Below are 19,614 nucleotides of genomic sequence, written 5' to 3' on the forward strand. Positions count from 1 at the left end.
CCGGTGTCCCGCCTGCCGCGCGGGGCGGTCGCTGGCCCGCCGGGCGATCGGGCTCAGCGGTTCGCGGAGCGCGCCGCCGTGCTCACCGGCCGCTCCCGGTGAGCCCCTCGATGGCCTGCACGAGATCGTCGGCGGTGGGGGCGGACCGGGGGTCGAGCACCCACTGGAGCACGGCGCCGTTGATGAGGGCCAGGGCGAGCGAACCGTAGCGTCGCGCCTGATCCTCCGAGACCTCCGCGGGCGCGAGGTCCAGCACCAGCGCGGCGAGTTCCCGCCGGCTGGCGGTGTAGCTGGCCACGAGCTGGTCCCGCACCTCGGGGGCGAACTCCGCCTGAGCGTAGGCCTGCACGCTCGCCACCAGGATGGACCGTTGCTCGTGGGCGACCTCGAGCACGCCGTCGAGGAAGCGCCGGAGGCGGGCCAGTGGCGCGTCCCCGGGCTCGGCGACGACGGCCTCGGCGATCGCGTCGCCCCAGGCGTCGAAGGTTTCCAGGAGGGCGGCGTTCAGCAGGGCGTCCTTGCTGCCGAAGTGGTAGCCGATGGAGCCGAGGTGGGCGCCGGTCGTCGCCACGATGTCCCGGGCCGTGGTGTGGGCGTAGCCCTTTTCCACCAGGCACCGCTTCGCCCCCGCCAGGAGTTCCTCTCGCTGTCCCACGGGAGGAGTCTAGCCGCTCTTGGACAGGCGTCTTGTACATCCGTCTTGTACAAGCGTCTTGTACGTGCGTACATTCGCCGCATGACCACCTCTGTTCCTCTCCGTGCCGGTGGCCGGGAGTGGCTCGGCCTCGTCGCGCTCGTCATTCCCGCCCTGCTCGCCTCCATGGACCTCTCCGTCCTGTTCATGGCCGCGCCCCGGATCAGCGCCGAGCTCGCGCCGAGTGCCGGCCAGTACCTGTGGATCATGGACATCTACGGCTTCGTGATGGCCGGTCTCCTGGTGACCATGGGCAGCCTCGGCGACCGCGTGGGACGCCGCAGGCTCCTGCTCGTCGGGGCTGCCGCGTTCGGTGCGGCATCCCTGCTGGCGGCGTTCGCCACCACCCCGGTGCTGCTCATCGCCGCGCGGGCCCTGCTCGGCATCGGCGGGGCGACCCTCGCGCCCTCGACGCTCTCGCTCATCCGCGGCATGTTCGCCGACGACAACCAGCGTCGTACCGCGATCGGGATCTGGACGGCCGCCTTCACCGGCGGCATCGCGATCGGCCCCATCGTCGGCGGCCTCCTGCTGGAGCGGTTCTGGTGGGGCTCGGTGTTCGTCATCAACGTCCCCGTCATGCTCCTGCTGCTCGTCGTCGGCCCGTTCCTGCTGCGCGAGTCGAAGGACCCGAACCCGGGCCGGTTCGACCCGCTCAGCTCCGTGCTCTCCCTGGCCGCCGTCCTGCCGGTCATCTACGCCGTCAAGCACTTCGCCGAGAAGGGGGCCAACCCGTTGTCGCCGGCCACCCTCCTCGTCGGTCTCGCCGTGGGCGCCCTCTTCGTACGCCGGCAGCGCCGCAGCGAACATCCGATGATCGACGTACGGCTCTTCTCGACGAGTTCCTTCTCCGCCGCCATCGGCGCGAACACGGCCATCACCTTCGCGAGCGCGGGCATGGGCCTGCTCGCGGTCACCTTCATGCAGACGGTGCTCGGCCTCAGCCCGTTCGACGCCGCGCTCTGGATGCTCCCGACCATCGTGGGAAGCGTCATCGGGGTCGCCCTCGCGTCCGCGCTCGCCCCGCGCACCCGGCCGGCCGTCCTCGTCGCCACGGGCCTCGCCCTCGCCGCGGGCGGATTCCTGCTGGTCAGCGCCATGCGGGTCGACGCGCCGGTCTGGTGGCTGATCGCGAGCTACGGGCTGCTCACCCTCGGCGTCGGGATGACCAGCACGCTGGCGACGTCGCTCGTGCTCACCACGGCGCCGCCCGAGCGGGCGGGATCCGCCTCCGCGATCTCCGAGACGAGCACCGAGTTCGGCGGCGCCCTCGGCATCGCCGTGCTGGGCAGCATCTCCGCCGCCACCTACCGGGCGGAGATGGACACCGCGGTACCGGCCGGCCTCGACGACGAACTCGCCCACACCGCCACCGACACCGTCGGCGGCGCCCTCGCCGTGGCTGGCCAGGTCCCGGCCGAGGCGGCCGGCGTACTGCTCGACCGGGCGTTTGCCGCATTCACCGAGGGCTTCACGGTCACCGCCGTCATCGGCGCGGCGATCCTCCTGCTCGGCGCGCTCGTCAGCGCCGTCGCCCTGCGGCGGGTGCCCGCCGCAGGGCCGCCCTCCGGCTCGCACTGACCGCGCGGTCCGCCCGGGAGCGCCCGGACGGGATCTTCGAGCGTGGCCGCGTTCGCGCCGAAGGACGGGGCCGCCCGGGAGCGCCGGGACGGGACTGCCAGGTCGGGATCGCCCTCCCGCGCCGGCCCGTCCGGTGGCCGTCGTCGCCCCGGGCGGCCCCGTCCGGATGGAATGTCGCAGGTCCGGGCTAGCCTGCGGGAATGGGCCGCAGCCAGTCGTTGCCCCGGGGCGACGATCCCCGGTTCGGGCCGGACGCCGACGATTCCGGCTGCCCGATCCTGCACGTCGACATGGACGCCTTCTTCGCCTCGGTCGAGGTCCGCCGCCAGCCGGAGCTGCGCGGTCGGCCCGTCGTGGTCGGCGGGACCGGCCCGCGCGGGGTGGTGAGCTCGGCCAGCTACGAGGCCCGGCGCTACGGCGTGCGTAGCGCCATGCCCACCGCCCGGGCCCGGGCGCTCTGCCCGCACGCGGTCTACCTGCCGCCGGATTTCCCGCAATACTCGGCGGCCTCCCGGGCGGTCATGCAGATCTTCCGGGACGTGACCCCGCTGGTCGAGCCGCTCTCCCTGGACGAGGCGTTCCTCGACGTGGCCGGGGCCCGACGGCTGTTCGGTCCGCCGGCCGCCATCGCCCGGCACATCCGCGAGCGGGTCGTCGGGGAGCAGGGCCTGACCTGTTCGGTCGGGGTCGCCCCGAGCAAGTTCGTGGCCAAGCTCGGCTCGACCCGCGCCAAGCCCGACGGCCTGCTCGTCGTCCCGGCCCCCCGGGTGCTCGACTTCCTGCACCCGCTGCCGGTGTCGGCGCTGTGGGGGGTGGGGGAGCGGTCCACCGAGACGCTGCGGCGCCTCGGCCTGGCCACCATCGGCGACCTCGCCGAGGCGCCGGTCGGCATGCTGCGCAAGGCGCTCGGTGCGGCGTCCGCCGCCGGGCTGCACGAGCTGGCCTGGGGGCGGGACCCGCGCCGGGTCAGTCCCGAGCAGGTGGAGAAGTCGATCGGCGCCGAGGTGACCTTCGACGCCGACGTGGTTGATCCCCTGGAGATCCGCCGGGCGTTGCTCGCCCTCTCCGAGAAGGTCGGCATCCGGTTGCGCCGGGCCGGGCAGGTCGGGCGGACCGTGTCGCTGAAGGTGCGGATGGGCGACTTCCGCACCGTCAGCCGGTCCCGCACCGCGGGCGTGCCGACCGACGTCGCCCGGGAGATCTTCGACACCGTCTGGGCGCTCTACACCGTGCTCGACCCGGGTGAGCCGATCCGACTGGTCGGCGTACGGGTCGAAGGGCTCGCCGCCGCACACGAGACTCCGCGACAGCTCACTCTCGGTGCGCCCGAGCGGGGCTGGCGGGAGGCGGAGGCCGCAGCCGACGCCGCGGCTGCCCGTTTCGGGCGGTCCGTCATAGGTCCGGCCAGTCTGCTGGGGGTCCGCGACGGGCGACGAAATGAAAATCCACCCCGGCCGTAGGTCGTCCCGCTTTCCGACGCGCGAGGGCCCTCGTAGACTTGCGGGTAAGCAGCCGGCTGGCTGCCACGGTCTGTCGGCCCGACCGGGCCGACCAACGTGACCGGGGAGGAGTGCCGTGCCGCTCTCGGAGCACGAGCAGCGGCTGTTCGAGCAGATCGAGCGGTCGCTTGCCGAGGACCCCAAATTCGCCTCGGCCGTGCGCGCCAGCGATCCGCGCTTCCACGCGCGGCGTCGCCTGCTCGTCGCTGCCGGCGTGATGATCGCCGGGCTGGCCCTGTTGGTCTACGGCGCGGTGATCAAGACTCCGCCGCTGGCAGTGGCGGGTTTCGTCGTCATGCTGGCCTCGGCCGCGTTCGCGGTGCAGTCGCATCGCCGGGCGCAGTCACCGGACCTGCACGTCGTGGGCGGGACGACGAGTCGTCGTCGCCCCCGCGGACGCTCGGGTCGTCGGCCCTCGATCCTGGATCGGATCGAAGACCGGTGGCGGCAGCGCCCGGAGGGGCACCGCTGAGCCCGACCCGCCGCTGAGGCGGGCCGCGCGACGACGAGTCGGCCGCCGGGACGCCCCGGCGGCCCCTGGCGATTCCGCGCGCCCGCACGCCCGCCGAGGTGGTGACCGCCCAACTCGTCGTCCTCGGGGCGTGCGTCTTCACGTTGCCCGGTGTCTCGGCGTCCGGCGTCCGGCGTCCCGCCGTCCGGCCGTCCCCCGCCCCTGCCCCTGCCAGAAGACTGGCTCGATGACCGCGAGGTGCCGCGAGACGGTCCGGCGACGGGCCGGTGGGGCGGGGTGCTGTGCCCCTACCGGCCCGTTCGTCATTCGGTCAGCGGGCCATCCGGTTGGCCAGCAGGCGACGCGGGTTCCAGCGCAGCAGCCGGTGACGGGCCCGCCCGCCCGCCGCCACCAGCCGGGACGACGCCTCGGCCGTGGCCACCCGCCAGCGCAGCAGCACCGACGGCGGCAGCACCGCCGCCACCAGGCGGGTACGCCGGTCGGCCTGGGCGGCGAGTGTGGCGCGTACGGCGCGCAGCGCCGGCAGGAGTTGCTCGCCGATCAGCGGATCGCGGGCGTAGCGGGCGCGCTCCTCGGCGCGGCCGAGCAGGCGTACCGCCGTGGTCGCCCCCGCGTCGGCGGTGAGCGACTCCCGGGACAACCGGTCGGCGGTGGCCCGGGGGGTCTCCGTCCGGTCCACCCGGACCCGGTAGTCCACCAGCGTGTCGAGTAGTTCGTCCCAGGCGGCGTGCGCGTCCGCCCGCGCCCGCTCCGCGTCCGCCAGCACCACCACCCGCCGCCCGTCCGCGGGCGTCTCCCCGGCGTCGCCGGCCGCCCCGGGGCGCACCGCCGTCGCGACCGGTGCCGCCGGGCCGCTGCGCCGCCGCCGCAGGGCCGCGCGGCGCAGTGCCGGCACGGCGAGCAGGGCAAGCAGGGCGAGCACCGTGCCGGCCGCGTACCAGGGCCAGACCGGGCCCTGCTCGACGGTGGTCTGGCCGCCGAGCGCCAGGCCTCCGTCGATGTCCTCCTCGGGGCCCTCCGGCCTCGCCGGGCCCGCCGACGGGTCGACGCCGCCGGGGGCGCTCGACGAGCCGGGAGCCGGTGCCTCCTCCTCCGGGGCGTCGGTGTTCGGCGCCCAGGTCGACCGGGTCGAGCCCTGCACGCCGTAGGCCGGGGTGGCGTCGAAGGGCACCCAGCCGACGTCGTTGAAGTAGACCTCCGTCCAGGCGTGCAGGTTCCGGTTGGTCAGGGTGTACGTGCCGTTGCTGGAGTTGCTGCCGTTGGCGAACCCGAACGCCACCCGGGCCGGGATGCCGGCGGCCCGGACCAGCCACGTCAGCGCGGCGGCGTACTGCTGGCAGAAGCCGACCTTGTTGTTGAGGAAGTCGACGATCTCCTGCCCGCTGGTGCCACCCTTGGTGCTGTACGAGTAGGTGAAGCCGTTGTCCGCCGAGAAGTGGTCGTAGATCGCGCGGACCTTGTCGTACTCGGTGGCCTTGCCCCGCACCAGCGTGGAGACCAGCTCCTCGACCTCGGGCACCGGCGGCGGCGGGGGATGCAGGCGCCGTACCGCGTGGTCGGCCGGCAGCGGCTGGGACAGCCGCAGGACCGCCGGAGTGTACGTCGAGCGTACGTAGTCGAACTCGTAGCGCTTGTCGCGCGAGTTCTCGCGGTTGGAGAAGACCACCTGAAGGCTCGGGTCGTACGCCCAGTTGCCGTTCAGGCCCTCGGTGCGCACCGGCTCGGTGTAGACCGGCAGCAGCGGCATGTTGAGGGTCTTCGTCACCTCGACCGTGGCTCGGTAGCTCCGCTGCTCGACGCCCCGCGCGGACGGTGCCGGCAGGTCGTTGACGGGCTGGCCGGTCGGGGTGCTCACCCGGAAGCCGTCCGGCGCGAGCTTGTCGGCCACCCCGAAGCGCAGGTAGAACGGGTCCTTCTCGTTCGTGGTGACCTTGACCAGGTCGGTGACCTTGGACTCGTTGAGCTGCCCGCTCAGCGCCGCGAACAGGTCGATCCTGCCGGGGGTGCCGCCCTGTCCGGGGCGGCCGTTGCCGGTGCCGTTGCCGGTGCCGGCACCCAGGGTGTCCAGCAGCCCGCCGGTCATCCCCGGTACGGCCAGCGGCAGCACCACGGCCAGCGCCACACCCACCGCCGCCAGCCGCCGGCCGGCGGCGGCCAGCGGCGAGGCCTCCCAGACGTCGACGTCCCGCCCGTCGCCGGTGAACCGCCGGCCGAACCGGCGGACCCGGTCGACGTTGTCGGTCACCAGCAGCCAGAGGAAGCCGGCGGCGCCCACGACGAACGGCACCGCCGGGACGCTGTCCACGTAGACCGCGACGGGCACCGAGTAGATCGCCAGCATCGGCAGGCCGGCCAACGCCGGCCGGCGCAGCCCGACGGCGAGCAGGTCGACCACCACGGCGACCCCGCCGATCCCGAGCACCGTGACGAACAGCAGCGGGTCGGTGTCGGGCACCTTGACGCCGTAGGAGCGCATGTCCTCCGCCGAGCTGCCGAGCAGCTCGCCGAAGTGGGTGAAGGTCGACGGGGTGGGCACGATGCCCAACAGTTCGCCGCCGCCGGGGAAGATCCAGGTCAGAGCCAGGGTCAGGCCGCCCAGCATGGCCAGCGCCTGGCCCCAGAGCGGAACCCGGGCCAGCCGGGCGAGCGCGGCCGCGGCGGCGACCACGGCCACCGCGATCGTCGCCTGGATCAGCCACGTCCAGCGTTCGAAGATGGCCGACAGCGGCGCGGCGGCGAGCAGTGTCGCCGCGGCGGCCACGAAGCCCAGGTTCCGGTGGGCGATCATGAGGGGACCCTTCCGTTCATCGCATGCCGCCGGCCACCGTCTCGGCCATGGCCGCCCGCAGCGCGAAGCCCTGCGAACCGCGGGCCGCCTGCGGCCACAGCGCGGGCAGCCCGGTGCCATGGTCGACCCCGATGACCCGCCAGCCGCTCTGCAACATGGCCAGCGCGGCGGCGCCGTGCGCGTGGTCGGCCTCTGCGCGTGCCTTCGTGGGCAGGTTGAGCCAGGTGGAGCTGTCGAGCAGGAAGCCGACGCAGGTGGCACCGTTGCCCCGCAGCCCGGCCAGCAGCTCGGCCTCGGCCGTGCTCACCGAGCCGAACAGACCGATGATCAGGCCGCCGTCCGCCCGCTGCCGGACCCGCTGCACCAGCGTGGTGAGCTCGCCGACCTTGTCGAGCCGGACCTCGGCGAGGTGGTCGAGCAGCACCCCGTCACCGGCCGCCTCGGACGCGTCCACGTCGGCGCCGGAGCCGGTGACCAGGCGCAGTTTGTAGCCGGCCTGCCGCAGGTGCACCGAGATGCTCGCGGCGGCGGAGACCGCCCACTCGAAGGAGGCCGTCGGCCCGTCGCCCCGGTGGCCGTACGCGCGGGTGTCCAGCACGACGGTGGCCCGGCTCTCCCAGGGCTGCTCCTCCCGGCGCACCATCAGCTCGCCGGTGCGCGCGGTCGACTTCCAGTGCACCCGCCGCAGGTCGTCGCCCATCCGGTACTCCCGGGTGGCGGCGTCGTCCTCGCCGTGCACCGCGACCGAGCGGGCCCGGCTGTCGCCGCTGCCGGCGTACTCGCCGGGCAGGCGCACCGAGGGCAGTGGGGTGACCTGCGGGATGACCGTCAGATGGTCGGTGCTCGGGAAGGCGCGGCTCAGCTCGCACAACCCGAACGGGTCGGTCATCCGGACCACCAGCGGGCCCACCTCGTAGCGGCCCCGCACGTCGGCCCGCACCGTGTAGGCCACCGAGCTGGCCTGGTGGGCGCCGAGCCGCTCCAGCACGACCCGGGGCCGGCTGCCCAGCGCGTACGGCAGCCGGTCCTCCAGCAACAGGGTGCCGGTGGGCAGCCGGGACAGGTTCTGCAACCGCAGCACCACCCGGGAGTTCGCCCCGACAGGCACCCGGTGTGGGTCCAGCGACCGGTTGCAGGCCAGCTTGTAGCGGCTGCGCCCGACGTAGGCCGCGGCGAGCAGCGGCAGGATGGCCAGCAGCACGGCCACCCGGAGCAGGTCCTTCTCGCCGAGGATGCCGGCCGAGATCGTTGCCGCGACCGCGGCGGCGAGGAACGAACGGCCGCGGGTGGTCAGCCCTCGCAGCCCGTCGCGCATGTCACCGCCTCCGCGGCTCGTACGTGGCTCGGCTGTTGCCCTCGCCGGTGGGGCGGGTGTCGTACGGGGAACGCCCCCGGTCGTGCGGCAGCGGCAGCCGGTGCACCAGTTCGGAGACGATCGCGTCGGTGGTGCGCCGGGCGAGCTGGGCGTCGGCGGTCGGGATGATCCGGTGCGCGAGCACCGGCACGGCCAGCACCTGCAGGTCGTCCGGGAGGACGTAGTCGCGGCTCTCCAGGGCGGCCACCGCGCGGGCGGTGCGCAGCAGCTGGAGGGTGGCCCGGGGGGAGGCGCCGAGGCGCAGGTCGGGGGCCTCGCGGGTGGCGGTGACCAGGTCGATCGCGTACTGCTTGACGGCGTCGGCGACGTGCACCTGCCGGACGTGGGAGATCAGCTGCCGCACTGTGTTGGCGTCGGAGACCGGCCGTAGCTCGTCCAGCGGGTCCGTCGCGCCGTGCCCGTCGAGCATCGCCAGCTCGGCGGTCGGGTCCGGGTAGCCCATCGCGATGCGGGCGGTGAACCGGTCGCGCTGCGCCTCGGGGAGAGGGTAGGTGCCCTCCATCTCGATCGGGTTCTGGGTCGCGATGACCATGAACGGCGTCTGGAGGTGGTAGGTGACGCCGTCGACCGTGACCTGACGCTCCTCCATGCACTCCAGCAGCGCGGACTGCGTCTTCGGCGAGGCACGGTTGATCTCGTCGCCGACGACCAGGTTGGCGAAGACCGCACCCGGACGGAATTCGAAGTCGTGCGTCTCCTGGTTGTAGACGCTGACCCCGGTGACGTCGCTGGGCAGCAGGTCGGGGGTGAACTGGATGCGGCGCACGGAGCAGTCGATCGACCGGGCCATGGCCTTGGCGAGCTTGGTCTTGCCGACCCCGGGCACGTCCTCGATGAGCAGGTGCCCCTCGGCGAGCAGGACGGCCAGGGCGAGCCGCACGGTGGCGGTCTTACCCTCGATGACCTGCTCGATGTTCGACACGATCGCTTCGCTGGCGGCGCGGAACTCGTCGTGCGGCAACAGGCCGCCCACCTCGTCCCTGGTCTGTTGTGTCACGGGCCTCCTCCTCGTCGCCGGACGGCAGCTCTGTTTAGAGCACCTGGACCCGCCGTAGGGTTCGCGACGCCGAGCCTCGTCTGCCGCATAAATCTCATTGGTCTCTCAGGCTAACCATGTTTGTCGCTGTCGCCGACCCCCGCAGGTAGACGGTCGGTTACGCACCGAATATTCGCCGGGTCGTGGGATCCGGCGGTTGCTCTCGGTGTCGGCCATGATCACGAAGGGCGGCTGCGACGGGTACGTCCGGGGTTCGGTCGTCCCGGCCCGTGGTGGCGGGCGGCGTGTGGGACCCGACGGCGGGTACACTCCCGGTCATGGTCGGTTTCTTCCTGCTTCTTACCGCGCCGTGCTGATGCGCTGACGCGCGACAGCACGGCGGCCCCTCCTGCGCGAGGGGCTTTTTTGTGCCCTAAGCCGGACGCCCCGGCGGCTGGCACCGGCGCCGGCCCTCGGGGTGGCGCGGCGCCGGCGGCGGGCAGACCCGAGCCATACCGACATGACCGCGCCGAGCGAGGTCAGCACCCAGCCCGGCCGTGGCGTGGCCGGCGGCGACGAGCGAAGCGAGGAGACGCCATGAGTGAGGCAGCACCGGCCGACATTCCCCCGTTCCGGTACACCGCGGCCCTGGCCGAGGAAATCGAACAGCGCTGGCAGGACGTCTGGGCGCGGGAGGGGACGTTCCACGCCCCGAACCCGACCGGCCCGCTGGCCGACCCCGACCACCCCCGCGCCGGGGCGGAGAAGCTGTACGTCCTGGACATGTTCCCGTACCCGTCGGGCGCGGGCCTGCACGTCGGGCATCCGCTGGGCTACATCGGCACCGACTGCTTCGCCCGCTACCAGCGGATGGCCGGGCGCAACGTGCTGCACGCGATGGGCTTCGACGCGTTCGGCCTGCCCGCCGAGCAGTACGCGGTGCAGACCGGCACCCACCCGCGCACCACCACTGTGGCCAACATCGAGCGCTACAAGGAGCAACTGCGCCGGCTGGGCCTGGCCCACGACGAGCGCCGGTCGGTGGCCACCATCGACACCGACTTCTACCGCTGGACGCAGTGGATCTTCCTGCAGGTCTTCAACTCCTGGTACGACACCGAGGCGAAGCGGGCCCGCCCGATCGCCGAGCTGATCGCCGAGTTCGAGGGCGGCAACCGGCCCACCCCCGACGGCCGGCCGTGGGCGGAACTGTCCGTCGCCGAGCGCCGGGCCGTCGTCGACGGCCACCGGCTGGCGTACGTCTCGCAGGCGCCGGTCAACTGGTGCCCGGGGCTGGGCACCGTGCTGGCCAACGAGGAGGTCACCGCCGACGGCCGCTCCGAACGGGGCAACTTCCCGGTCTTCAAGCGCAACCTGAAGCAGTGGATGATGCGGATCACCGCGTACGGCGACCGGCTGCTGGACGACCTGGACACGCTGGACTGGCCCGAGCCGATCAAGCTGATGCAGCGCAACTGGATCGGCCGCTCCACCGGTGCGCACATCGACTTCCCGGTCTCGCCCACTGATTCCGCTTCTGCCGGCGAAGCCCGCATCCGAGTTTTCACCACCCGGCCGGACACCGTCTTCGGCGCCACCTACATGGTGCTGGCCCCCGAGCACGAGCTGGTCGACGCGCTGACGCCGGCCGCCTGGCCGGCCGGGACGAAGGACGCCTGGACCGGCGGGCACGCCAACCCGCGCGCGGCCGTGGAGGCGTACCGCAAGGCGGCGGCGGCCAAGACCGACGTCGAGCGGCAGGCCGACACGAAGGAGAAGACCGGCGTCTTCGTCGGGGCGTACGCCACCAACCCGGCCACCGGGGCGCAGGTCCCGGTCTTCATCGCCGACTACGTGCTGGCCGGCTACGGCACCGGCGCGATCATGGCGGTGCCCGGCCAGGACGAGCGGGACTGGGCGTTCGCCGAGGTCTTCGAGCTGCCGATCGTGCGCACCGTGCAGCCGTCGGAAGGCTTCGACGGCAAGGCGTACACCGGGGACGGCCCGGCCATCAACAGCGCCGCGCCCGAGCGCGGCCTGGACCTGGACGGCCTGGGGGTGGTCGAGGCCAAGGCCCGGATCATCGGGTGGCTGGAGGCCAACGGGCACGGCACCGGCGCGGTGACCTACCGGCTGCGCGACTGGCTGTTCTCCCGGCAGCGCTACTGGGGCGAGCCGTTCCCCATCGTGTACGACTCCACCGGCGCCGCCATCGCGCTGCCGGAGGAGATGCTGCCGGTCGAACTGCCCGAGGTGGACGACTTCTCGCCGCGCACCTTCGATCCGCAGGACGCCGACAGCAACCCGGAGACGCCGCTGTCGCGCCGCCGCGACTGGGTCGAGGTGGAGCTGGACCTGGGCGACGGCCCGCAGCGCTACACCCGCGAGACCAACGTGATGCCGCAGTGGGCCGGCTCCTGCTGGTACGAGCTGCGCTACCTGGACCCGACGAACTCGCAGCGGTTCGTCGACGCGGAGAACGAGCGGTACTGGATGGGGCCGCGCGGCGAGGGCGACTGCGGAGGCACCGACCTGTACGTCGGCGGCGCCGAGCACGCCGTGCTGCACCTGCTGTACGCGCGCTTCTGGCACAAGGTGCTGTACGACCTGGGGCACGTCTCGTCGTTCGAGCCGTTCCGCAAGCTGTTCAACCAGGGCTACATCCAGGCGTACGCGTACACCGACGCCCGGGGCGCCTACGTGCCGGCCGAGGACGTGACGGAGCGCGACGGCGGCTTCTACCTGGGCGACACCCAGGTCAACCGCGAGTACGGCAAGATGGGCAAGTCCCTGAAGAACGTGGTCACGCCCGACGAGATGTGCGCCGCGTACGGGGCGGACACCTTCCGCGTCTACGAGATGTCGATGGGTCCGCTGGAGGTGTCCCGGCCGTGGGAGACCCGGGCGGTCGTCGGGTCGTACCGGTTCCTGCAGCGGGTCTGGCGGGCGGTCGTCGACGAGCAGACCGGCGCGCTGCGGGTCACCGACGCGCCCGCCGACGAGGCGACCCGGCGGCTGCTGCACAAGGTGATCGACGGGGTCCGGGGCGACATGGAGGCGATCCGGTTCAACACCGCCATCGCCAAGCTGATCGAACTGACCAACGGGCTGACCCGGCTGCCGGAGACCCCACGCGAGGTGGCCGAGCCGCTGGTGCTGATGGTGGCGCCGTTCGCCCCGCACGTGGCCGAGGAACTGTGGCGGCGGCTGGGGCACGACACCTCCCTGACGTACGTCGACTTCCCGACCGCCGACCCGGCGCTGCTGGTGGCGGAGACGGTGACGTACCCGGTGCAGATCAACGGCAAGGTGCGGGGCCGGGTCGAGGTCCCCGCCGACGCGTCCGAGGAGACCGTCCGCGCGGCGGCCCTGGAGGCGGTCGCGTCGTCGCTGGCCGGCAAGACCCCACGCAAGGTCATCGTGATCAAGGGCCGCATGGTCTCCGTCGTAGCCTGACCCCGGCGTAAGGAAGGGCCTTCTCCTGTCGTTCTTGGATAGGAGAAGGCCCTTCCTTACACCCCGCCCGCCCACCCCTACCCCCGCCCAACCCCACCCGTGCCCGCGATCTTGCACTTTCCGCCCCTGAAATAGGCGATGAGCGGCTTTTGTCGGGGCGGAAAGTGCAAGATCGACGCGTCGAGGTGGGGCGGGCGGGGTGGGGTGGGGTGGGCGGGGCGGGGTGGGGTGGTTACGGGTCGCGGCGGTGGATGGCGGTGATGGCGGTCAGGGTTGCGGCCAGGGACCAGGCGGCGAGGGTCAGCCAGGAGCCGGTGACGGTGGCCGGGTACGGGACGGGGTTGATGATGTCGGGATGCACCTCGATCAGTCGCAGCCAGGCGGCGAGGGGCAGGGTGTCGTACAACTCGGCGATCCACCGGTGCTCGTCGCGGTCGACCACCATCGGTAGGAGCAGGAGCACCGTGGTGGCCGCGAACACGGCTGCGGCGGCGTGCCGGGTGAGCGCGCCCAGACCCATCCCGACCAACGCGCACACGGGCACCAGCACGGCGCTCGCCACGACGGCGCGCAACACCCCCGGCTCGCCGATCGACCAGCCGGCGCCCCGGTCGGCGAGGATCGCCTGGGACACCCAGAACGCGGTCGCCGCGGTGAGCGTGCCGAAAACGAGCATGACCCCGGCCAGCACGACGGCCTTCGCCGCGACCATCGCCCGGCGGGCGGGCACCGCGGCGAACGTGGCCCGGATCAGCCCGCTCTGGTACTCGCCGACGATCGTCAGGGCGCCGAGGGTGGCCGAGGCGAGGATCAGCAACAGGTAGCCGGCCTCGGGGAAGGCGTCGCGCACCGGCCCGTAGAGGCGGAACATCTCCCGCCGCTCCTCGGGGTACGTCGGCCAGTTCCGGTGGTCGGCGAGGCTGGAGTTGACGCTGACCCCGATCACGAACAGGAAGACCAGCGGCAGCGTCCAGCGGGTCGAGCGCAGCGACCACAGTTTGATCCACTCGGCGGCCAGCAGGTCGCGGAACCGGGCCGGGTCGGCGGTCACGGTCGGTCGGCGGGTCAGTTCGGTCACGGCGGTCATCGGGTCTCCTCCCCGGCGAGGTACTCGACGCTGTCGGCGGTGAGCTCCATGAAGGCTTCCTCCAGCGAGGCGGTGTGGGTGGTCAGCTCGTGCAGCCCGATGCCGTGGGCGAGGGCGAGGTCGCCGATCCGGGCGGCCGTCAGGCCCGTCACGACGAGCGCTCCGGCGTCGGCCGGCCGGACGTCCGCACCCTCGGCTTCCAGAACGGCGGCCAGCGTCGCCGGGTCGGGCGTACGGACGGCCACGCTGGCCCGGGTGCCGCGGGCGGCGAACTCGGCGAGGCTCTGTTCGGCGATGAGTCGACCCCGGCCGATCACCACGAGGCGGTCGGCGCAGTGCTCCATCTCGCTCATCAGGTGGCTGGAGACGAAGACCGTACGTCCCTCGGCCGCCAGCCGCCGGAACAGGTCCCGTACCCACCGCACCCCTTCGGGGTCGAGGCCGTTGAACGGCTCGTCGAAGAGCAGCACGGGCGGGTCGCCGAGCAGCGCGGCAGCGATGCCGAGCCGCTGCCGCATGCCGAGCGAGAAGCCGCCGATCCGCCGCTTTGCGGCGGCGGCCAGCCCCACCTCCCGCAGCACCTCGTCGACCCGGGTGCGCGTGATGCCGTTGCTGCGGGCCAGGGCCGACAGGTGGGCCGCGGCACTTCGTCCACCGTGCACGTCACCGGCGTCGAGCAGTGCGCCGGCGTGACGAAGCCCGCGCGGCCGGTCGGCGAACCGGACCCCGTCCACCGTGACGGTGCCGCTGGTCGGCGCGGTGAGCCCGAGGATCATCCGCAGCGTGGTGGACTTGCCGGCCCCGTTGGGGCCGAGGAACCCGGTCACGTGGCCGGGGCGCACGGTCAGGGTGAGGTCGTCGACGGCCGTCGTGCGGCCGTACCGTCTCGTCAGGGACTGAAGTTCGATCACCTGCCCCACGCTGCCGGGCGGCGGCCGGCGCGGCGTCGCCCCGGCGGCCACAACCGACGGTCGGACCCCCGCCCCGGGGCGTACGCCCACGGGCCGATGCCCCGGCGGCGGCGCGCTGGCTACCGTGGACGGCATGGATGCGACCGCGCCGCCGCCGCGCCGCGCCCCGTCGAGGGTGCGGGCGGCCCTGCCCTGGGTCGGCGTCGCGCTGCTGCCGGTCGCCGTGCTCCTCGCCCCGACGATGGCGTCGAGCCGGAGCGGCGTGGGGTTCGGCGACTGGTGGTTTCCCGAGCGCTACCTGGTGCCGCTGCTGGCCGTGGTCCCGCCCGCCGGCCTGCTGCGGCGCCGTCCGGTGCTGGCCCTGACGTTGATGCTCGGCGCGGCGTGCGTTGTCACCGCGGCCGTCGGCGTCCCGGAGCCCGGCTACCTGACCGACATCTGGTACGCGCAGTTCCTGGCGATCGACCTGGTGGTGGGGCTGGTCGCGGCGAGAAGGTCCCGCCGTGTCTCGGTGCCGGTGGCCGTCGTGGCGCTCGTCGTGCAGATCGCCGCGGGCTTCGTGAACCCCTCCAGCGACCCGGTGAACCGGGCCACGTTCTCCATGCTGGCGGTCGTCACCGCGTGGACGGTCGGCAACTCCGTGCGGGCCCGGCGCGGTTACGCGGAGGCCGTCCGGGCGCACACCGCTGCCGAGGCGGTCACCGCGGAGCGGCTGCGCATCGCCCGCGAACTGCACGACATGGTCGCGCACAGCATCGGGGTGATCGCCATCCAGGCCGGCGTGGGCGCCCGGGTCATCGACACCCAACCGGCCCAGGCCCGCGCCGCGCTCGCCACCATCGAGGCGACCAGCCGCGAGACGCTGGCCGGCCTGCGGCGTACGCTCGGCGCGTTGCGCCGCCCGCAGTCGGAGTCGGCGTCGCTGGATCCGACGCCGGGGCTCGACGACCTCGACCGGCTGGTCGTGGCCGCCGCCGACGCCGGGGTACGGGTGGACCTGCGGCGCGACGGCGAGCGGCGGCCCCTCCCGGCCGACCTCGACCTCGCCGCGTTCCGGATCGTCCAGGAGGGGCTCACCAACGTGGTACGACACGCCGGCACCGACCGGTGCCTGGTCACCGTCACGCACGGCCCCGACGAGATCGCCGTGGAGGTCGTCGACGACGGCCGGGGTGGCACGGTCGGCGGCGAGGGGCACGGGCTGGTCGGCATGCGTGAACGGGTCGACCTGGCCGGTGGCCGGTTCCACGCCGGGCCGCGCCCGGAGGGCGGCTTCCGGGTGGCGGCGTGGCTGCCGGTGCCACCGGCATCGCCGACGGCGACGGAGCCGGTCGGATCGCGGGCCGGGACGGGGGACCGATGACCGTCCGGGTGCTGCTCGTCGACGACCAGCCACTGATCCGCGCCGGCCTGCGGGTGCTCATCGCCGACGCCCCCGACCTGGACGTCGTCGGTGAGGCGGGGACCGGGACCGAGGCGGTGCGGCTGGCCCGCGAGGTCGTGCCGGACGTGGTGCTGATGGACCTGCGGATGCCCGGCATGGACGGCATCCAGGCCACCCGGGCGATCACCGCGCACGGCGGATCCGCCCGGGTCCTCGTGCTCACCACCTTCGACGACGACGAGCACGTGCACGCCGCGTTGCGCGCCGGCGCGAGCGGTTTCCTGGTCAAGGACATGGCGCTGGACGACATCCTCGGCGCGGTCCGGGTGGTCGCCGCCGGGGACGCGCTGATCGCCCCCGGGGTCACCCGCCGGCTCATCGCCGAGTTCGCCCGCCGGCCCACCCCGGCCGCCCCGAGCCGGACCCTCGACGGCGTCACCGAGCGGGAACGCGAGGTGCTCACCCTGGTCGGCCGGGGCCTGTCCAACGGCGAGATCGCCGCCGAGCTGGTGATCAGCGTTGCCACCGCCAAGGCGCACGTGGCCCGGCTGTTCACCAAGCTCGGCGCCCGCGACCGGGTGCACCTCGTCATCGCCGCCTACGATGCGGGGCTGGTGTCCGCGGCGGGGTGAGGCGCGGACACCACCGGCCTCAGCTCGGGCCGGGGCGGCGTTGCCGTTCGGCACGCCACCAGCGGCGGATCAGCACGATGCTGGCGACCAGGCCGAGCGCGGCCGGGGCCGCCCCGAACCAGTTGACGTCGCCCGGGGAGGTGACCGCCGCGCCCACCGCCGCGTAGCCGAAGGCGGTCGGCGCGGAAGCGAGCACGCTGCCGGTGAGGAACGGCAGCACCCGGGCGCCGGTGGTGCCGTAGCCGTAGCTGACCAGCCCGAAGCCGGCGATCGGCAGCAGCCGTACGGTGATCACACCGAGGACGCTCTGCCGGGCGAACCAGCCGTCCAGCCGGGCCAGCCGTCCGCGTACCCGGTCGGCGACGAACTCCCGCCCGAGCAGGCGGCCGACCGCGAAGCCCAGTACCGCCGCGAGCAGTGCGGCAGCCAGCGCGTACGCGGCGCCCTCCAGCGCGCCGAAGATCGCCCCCGAGGCGAGCGTGATGAAGGTCCGGGGGACCAGTGCGACCAGCAGCAGCGCCCCGCCGCCGACCGCTGCCACGGGGGCGAACCCGCCCAGCCGGTCGGCCAGGCCGGGCAGCTCCTCCGTCTCGGGCAGGGGAACGACGAGCAGTGCCGCCCCGAAGGTGGCGAGCAGGAGCAGCAGCAGCGCGAACCGGACGACCGACGGCTGCCGTGACAGCCGCCGGACGGACTGGATCATGCCCGGGCTGCGGCCACCGCGGTGCGGCGCTCGGCGCGGAGCCGGTCCGACCAGGTGTCGTCCAGCGGCGGGAGCTGGTGCACGCCGGTGGCCCAGCGCAGCAGCAGGTCCGCCAGGGCGGGGTTGCGGGCCAGGGCCGGGCCGTGCGAATACGTGCCGAGCAGCTTGCCCCGCCACGCCCCCTCGGTGGCGCCGTCGTTGCCGACCCCGGCGGTGACCCGGGCCAGCGGGGAGACCCCGGGGCCGAGGTGGGTGCGCCCGCCGTGGTTCTCGAACCCGGTCAGCGCCGGTACGCCCAGCCGCGGGTCGATGTCGCCGGCCAGCTCGCCGACGGCGCGGGTCGGCCCCCGGTCGGAGGAGAAGTCGAGCAGTTCCAGCCCGGCGCAGAGGGTGCCCTTGGCGAAGAAGGAGGTGCCGAGGAGCTGGTAGCCGGCGCAGACACCGAACACGACCGAGCCCTGGGCGGCAGCCCGGTGCAGGCCGCCGTCGGCGAGCAGCCGCTGCGCGCCCAGCGCCTGCGGGCCGTCCTCGCCGCCGCCGATGAGGTAGATGTCGGCGGTGGAGGGGAGGCGCTGGTCGGAGCGCACCTCCAGCACCTCCACCGGGAAGCCGCGCTGCCGTGCCCGGCGGGCGAGGATCAGCGCGTTGCCGCGGTCGCCGTAGGTGGAGAGCAGGTCGGGGTAGATCCAGACGATGCGCAGGCTCTCAGTTGACACGGTCCAACTCCGCTCGGATGTCCTGGAACGCGGTGTAGTTCGCGATGACCTCCAGGCGCCCCGGGGGCACCGACCGGATGGCGTCGTCGAACGTCCGCACATGCTGGAAGGGCACGTCGTTGACCTCCAGCCGGACCGCGAGGTCGTACGCGCGGTCGCCTGTGATCAACACCTGCCGGCCCCGTAGCGGGGCGAAGTCGACGTCGAAGAGCCAGGAGGTGTCCAGCCCGTCGGGGTCCCGGGCGTTGATGGAGAGCAGTGTCGGGGCGAGGTCGGCCATGTCGAACGCCTCCAGCCAGCTGGCCGGGTTCTTCGCCAGCAGCAGCCGGATGTTGCGCCCGTCCCGGTCGACCTGCGCGTAGCGGCCCGCGACGGAGGAGACGGTGCCGAGCTGGAGCACCGCGTCGACGGGCCGGACGCCGAACTCGGCGGCGACGGCCAACGCGGTCGCGGCGTTGCCGACGTTGACCTTGCCGGGAAGCTGGAGCTTGACCTTGTGCCAGGCCCCGGTCGGGTCGACCACGCCGTCGTCCTCCACCGTCCACTGCGGCTCGGGCCGGCGCAGCGGGCAGCCGCTGCACCACCACTGGTCGCCGGAGCGCTGGATGGTGGAGCCGCACTCGGGGCAGACCCAGGAGTCGTCGTGCCAGCGCTGCCCGGCGCTGAACCAGGTGACGTGCGGCGGGGCGATGCGGTGGTCGTGGTTGGGCGGCGGGGTCGCGGCCCACACCACCATCGGGTCGTCGGCGTTGGCGACGATGCGGACGTCGGTGTGCCGGACCAGCGCGGCACGCCAGAGCTGCGCCATCATGGCGACCTCCTTGGCCCGGTCGAGCTGGTCGCGGGAGAGGTTGAGCAGCGCCACCACGTGCGGCTCGGTGGCGTCGAGCACCTGGGCGAGGTAGTGCTCGTCGACCTCCAGCACCGCATAGGGCGTGCTGCCGGCCTTGGCGAGCGCCGAGGTGTGCCCGGTCGGCATGTTGGCGCCGAACGAGTTGGTGGCGACCCGGCCGAGCACCCCGACGGCCGCGGCGGTGAGCCGGGTGGTGGTGGTCTTGCCGTTGGTGCCGGAGATCAGGGCGATGGCGCGCCCCGCCGACAGGTGGGCCAGCAGGTCGGGGTCGATCTTCAGGCCGATCCAGCCGCCGATCACGGAGCCGTCACCGCGCCCCGCGGCCCGCGACAGTGCCGCGGCGGTCCGCGACACCGAGCTGGCCACCTTTGCCCGCAGGGGCATCTTCGCGTCCGTCACCCGAGCGAGGTTACCGGACCGGCGACCCCGCCAGATCGCCGCCGACGGCGAACCGTTCGGCCGGGGTGGTCCGGCGGGGCGGTCGAAC

At 73.6% G+C, this 19,614-nt stretch carries 15 protein-coding genes; 6 read left to right on the top strand and 9 right to left on the bottom strand.

What is annotated here, in order from left to right:
* Positions 1–82: 82 nt before the first annotated feature.
* Positions 83–655 (bottom strand): TetR/AcrR family transcriptional regulator, encoded by a 573-nt coding sequence (locus tag GA0070608_RS18415; RefSeq protein WP_091629684.1) that lies wholly within the window; start codon positions 653–655, stop codon positions 83–85.
* Positions 656–736: 81 nt separating this feature from the next.
* Between GA0070608_RS18415 and GA0070608_RS18420 the strand changes: the two genes are divergently transcribed.
* The 3 genes from GA0070608_RS18420 to GA0070608_RS18430 all read left to right on the top strand — a co-directional run bounded on the left by GA0070608_RS18420 (position 737) and on the right by GA0070608_RS18430 (position 4,246).
* The gene (locus GA0070608_RS18420) at positions 737–2,275 is read left to right on the top strand and encodes an MFS transporter (protein ID WP_091629687.1); all 1,539 of its coding nucleotides are present in this window, start codon (positions 737–739) and stop codon (positions 2,273–2,275) included.
* 200 nt (positions 2,276–2,475) lie between these two features.
* Entirely contained in the window at positions 2,476–3,735 is a 1,260-nt protein-coding gene (locus tag GA0070608_RS18425; protein ID WP_091629689.1) for a DNA polymerase IV, read from the top strand.
* 115 nt (positions 3,736–3,850) lie between these two features.
* Positions 3,851–4,246 carry a DUF3040 domain-containing protein gene (locus GA0070608_RS18430; protein WP_091629691.1) on the top strand — a complete coding sequence of 132 codons (396 nt, stop codon included), beginning with the start codon at positions 3,851–3,853 and terminating at the stop codon, positions 4,244–4,246.
* A 310-nt stretch (positions 4,247–4,556) separates the two neighbouring features.
* Here GA0070608_RS18430 and GA0070608_RS18435 read toward each other — a convergent pair whose 3' ends face one another.
* Genes GA0070608_RS18435 through GA0070608_RS18445 form a run of 3 tightly spaced genes read right to left on the bottom strand, consistent with a single transcriptional unit; the run spans position 4,557 to position 9,406 of the window.
* Positions 4,557–7,034: a transglutaminase TgpA family protein gene (locus GA0070608_RS18435; protein ID WP_091629693.1), complete on the bottom strand. Its 2,478-nt coding sequence runs from the start codon at positions 7,032–7,034 to the stop codon at positions 4,557–4,559.
* A gap of 16 nt (positions 7,035–7,050) precedes the next feature.
* Entirely contained in the window at positions 7,051–8,349 is a 1,299-nt protein-coding gene (locus GA0070608_RS18440) for a DUF58 domain-containing protein (RefSeq protein ID WP_091629695.1), read from the bottom strand.
* 1 nt (position 8,350) lies between these two features.
* A complete protein-coding gene (locus tag GA0070608_RS18445; RefSeq protein WP_091629698.1) occupies positions 8,351–9,406 on the bottom strand; it encodes an AAA family ATPase in 1,056 nt (351 codons plus the stop codon).
* Between the two features lie 576 nt (positions 9,407–9,982).
* Between GA0070608_RS18445 and leuS the strand changes: the two genes are divergently transcribed.
* A complete protein-coding gene (gene leuS / locus GA0070608_RS18450) occupies positions 9,983–12,841 on the top strand; it encodes a leucine--tRNA ligase (RefSeq protein WP_091629700.1) in 2,859 nt (952 codons plus the stop codon).
* Positions 12,842–13,073: 232 nt separating this feature from the next.
* Here leuS and GA0070608_RS18455 read toward each other — a convergent pair whose 3' ends face one another.
* Positions 13,074–13,928, bottom strand: a complete 855-nt coding sequence (locus GA0070608_RS18455; protein ID WP_091629702.1) for an ABC transporter permease subunit — start codon at positions 13,926–13,928, stop codon at positions 13,074–13,076.
* Positions 13,925–14,839, bottom strand: coding sequence for an ATP-binding cassette domain-containing protein (locus GA0070608_RS18460; RefSeq protein ID WP_176733756.1), 915 nt, complete (start codon positions 14,837–14,839; stop codon positions 13,925–13,927). Before GA0070608_RS18460 ends, GA0070608_RS18455 begins: the two co-directional genes overlap by 4 nt.
* 133 nt (positions 14,840–14,972) lie before the next feature.
* Here GA0070608_RS18460 and GA0070608_RS18465 point away from each other — a divergent pair, with 133 nt between their 5' ends.
* The gene (locus GA0070608_RS18465; protein ID WP_091629705.1) at positions 14,973–16,202 is read left to right on the top strand and encodes a sensor histidine kinase; all 1,230 of its coding nucleotides are present in this window, start codon (positions 14,973–14,975) and stop codon (positions 16,200–16,202) included.
* Complete coding sequence (locus GA0070608_RS18470; RefSeq protein ID WP_091635459.1) at positions 16,199–16,855, top strand: response regulator; 657 nt, start codon at positions 16,199–16,201, stop codon at positions 16,853–16,855. Before GA0070608_RS18465 ends, GA0070608_RS18470 begins: the two co-directional genes overlap by 4 nt.
* A 19-nt stretch (positions 16,856–16,874) precedes the next feature.
* Here GA0070608_RS18470 and GA0070608_RS18475 read toward each other — a convergent pair whose 3' ends face one another.
* Genes GA0070608_RS18475 through GA0070608_RS18485 form a run of 3 tightly spaced genes read right to left on the bottom strand, consistent with a single transcriptional unit; the run spans position 16,875 to position 19,511 of the window.
* Positions 16,875–17,654: a TVP38/TMEM64 family protein gene (locus GA0070608_RS18475; RefSeq protein ID WP_425413252.1), complete on the bottom strand. Its 780-nt coding sequence runs from the start codon at positions 17,652–17,654 to the stop codon at positions 16,875–16,877.
* Positions 17,555–18,274 (bottom strand): type 1 glutamine amidotransferase, encoded by a 720-nt coding sequence (locus GA0070608_RS18480; RefSeq protein WP_091629710.1) that lies wholly within the window; start codon positions 18,272–18,274, stop codon positions 17,555–17,557. Before GA0070608_RS18480 ends, GA0070608_RS18475 begins: the two co-directional genes overlap by 100 nt.
* Positions 18,264–19,511 (bottom strand): Mur ligase family protein, encoded by a 1,248-nt coding sequence (locus GA0070608_RS18485; protein ID WP_091635464.1) that lies wholly within the window; start codon positions 19,509–19,511, stop codon positions 18,264–18,266. The genes GA0070608_RS18480 and GA0070608_RS18485 overlap by 11 nt, the downstream gene beginning before the upstream one ends.
* Positions 19,512–19,614 lie beyond the last annotated feature (103 nt).

Source organism: Micromonospora peucetia (assembly GCF_900091625.1).
Lineage (GTDB): Bacteria > Actinomycetota > Actinomycetes > Mycobacteriales > Micromonosporaceae > Micromonospora > Micromonospora peucetia.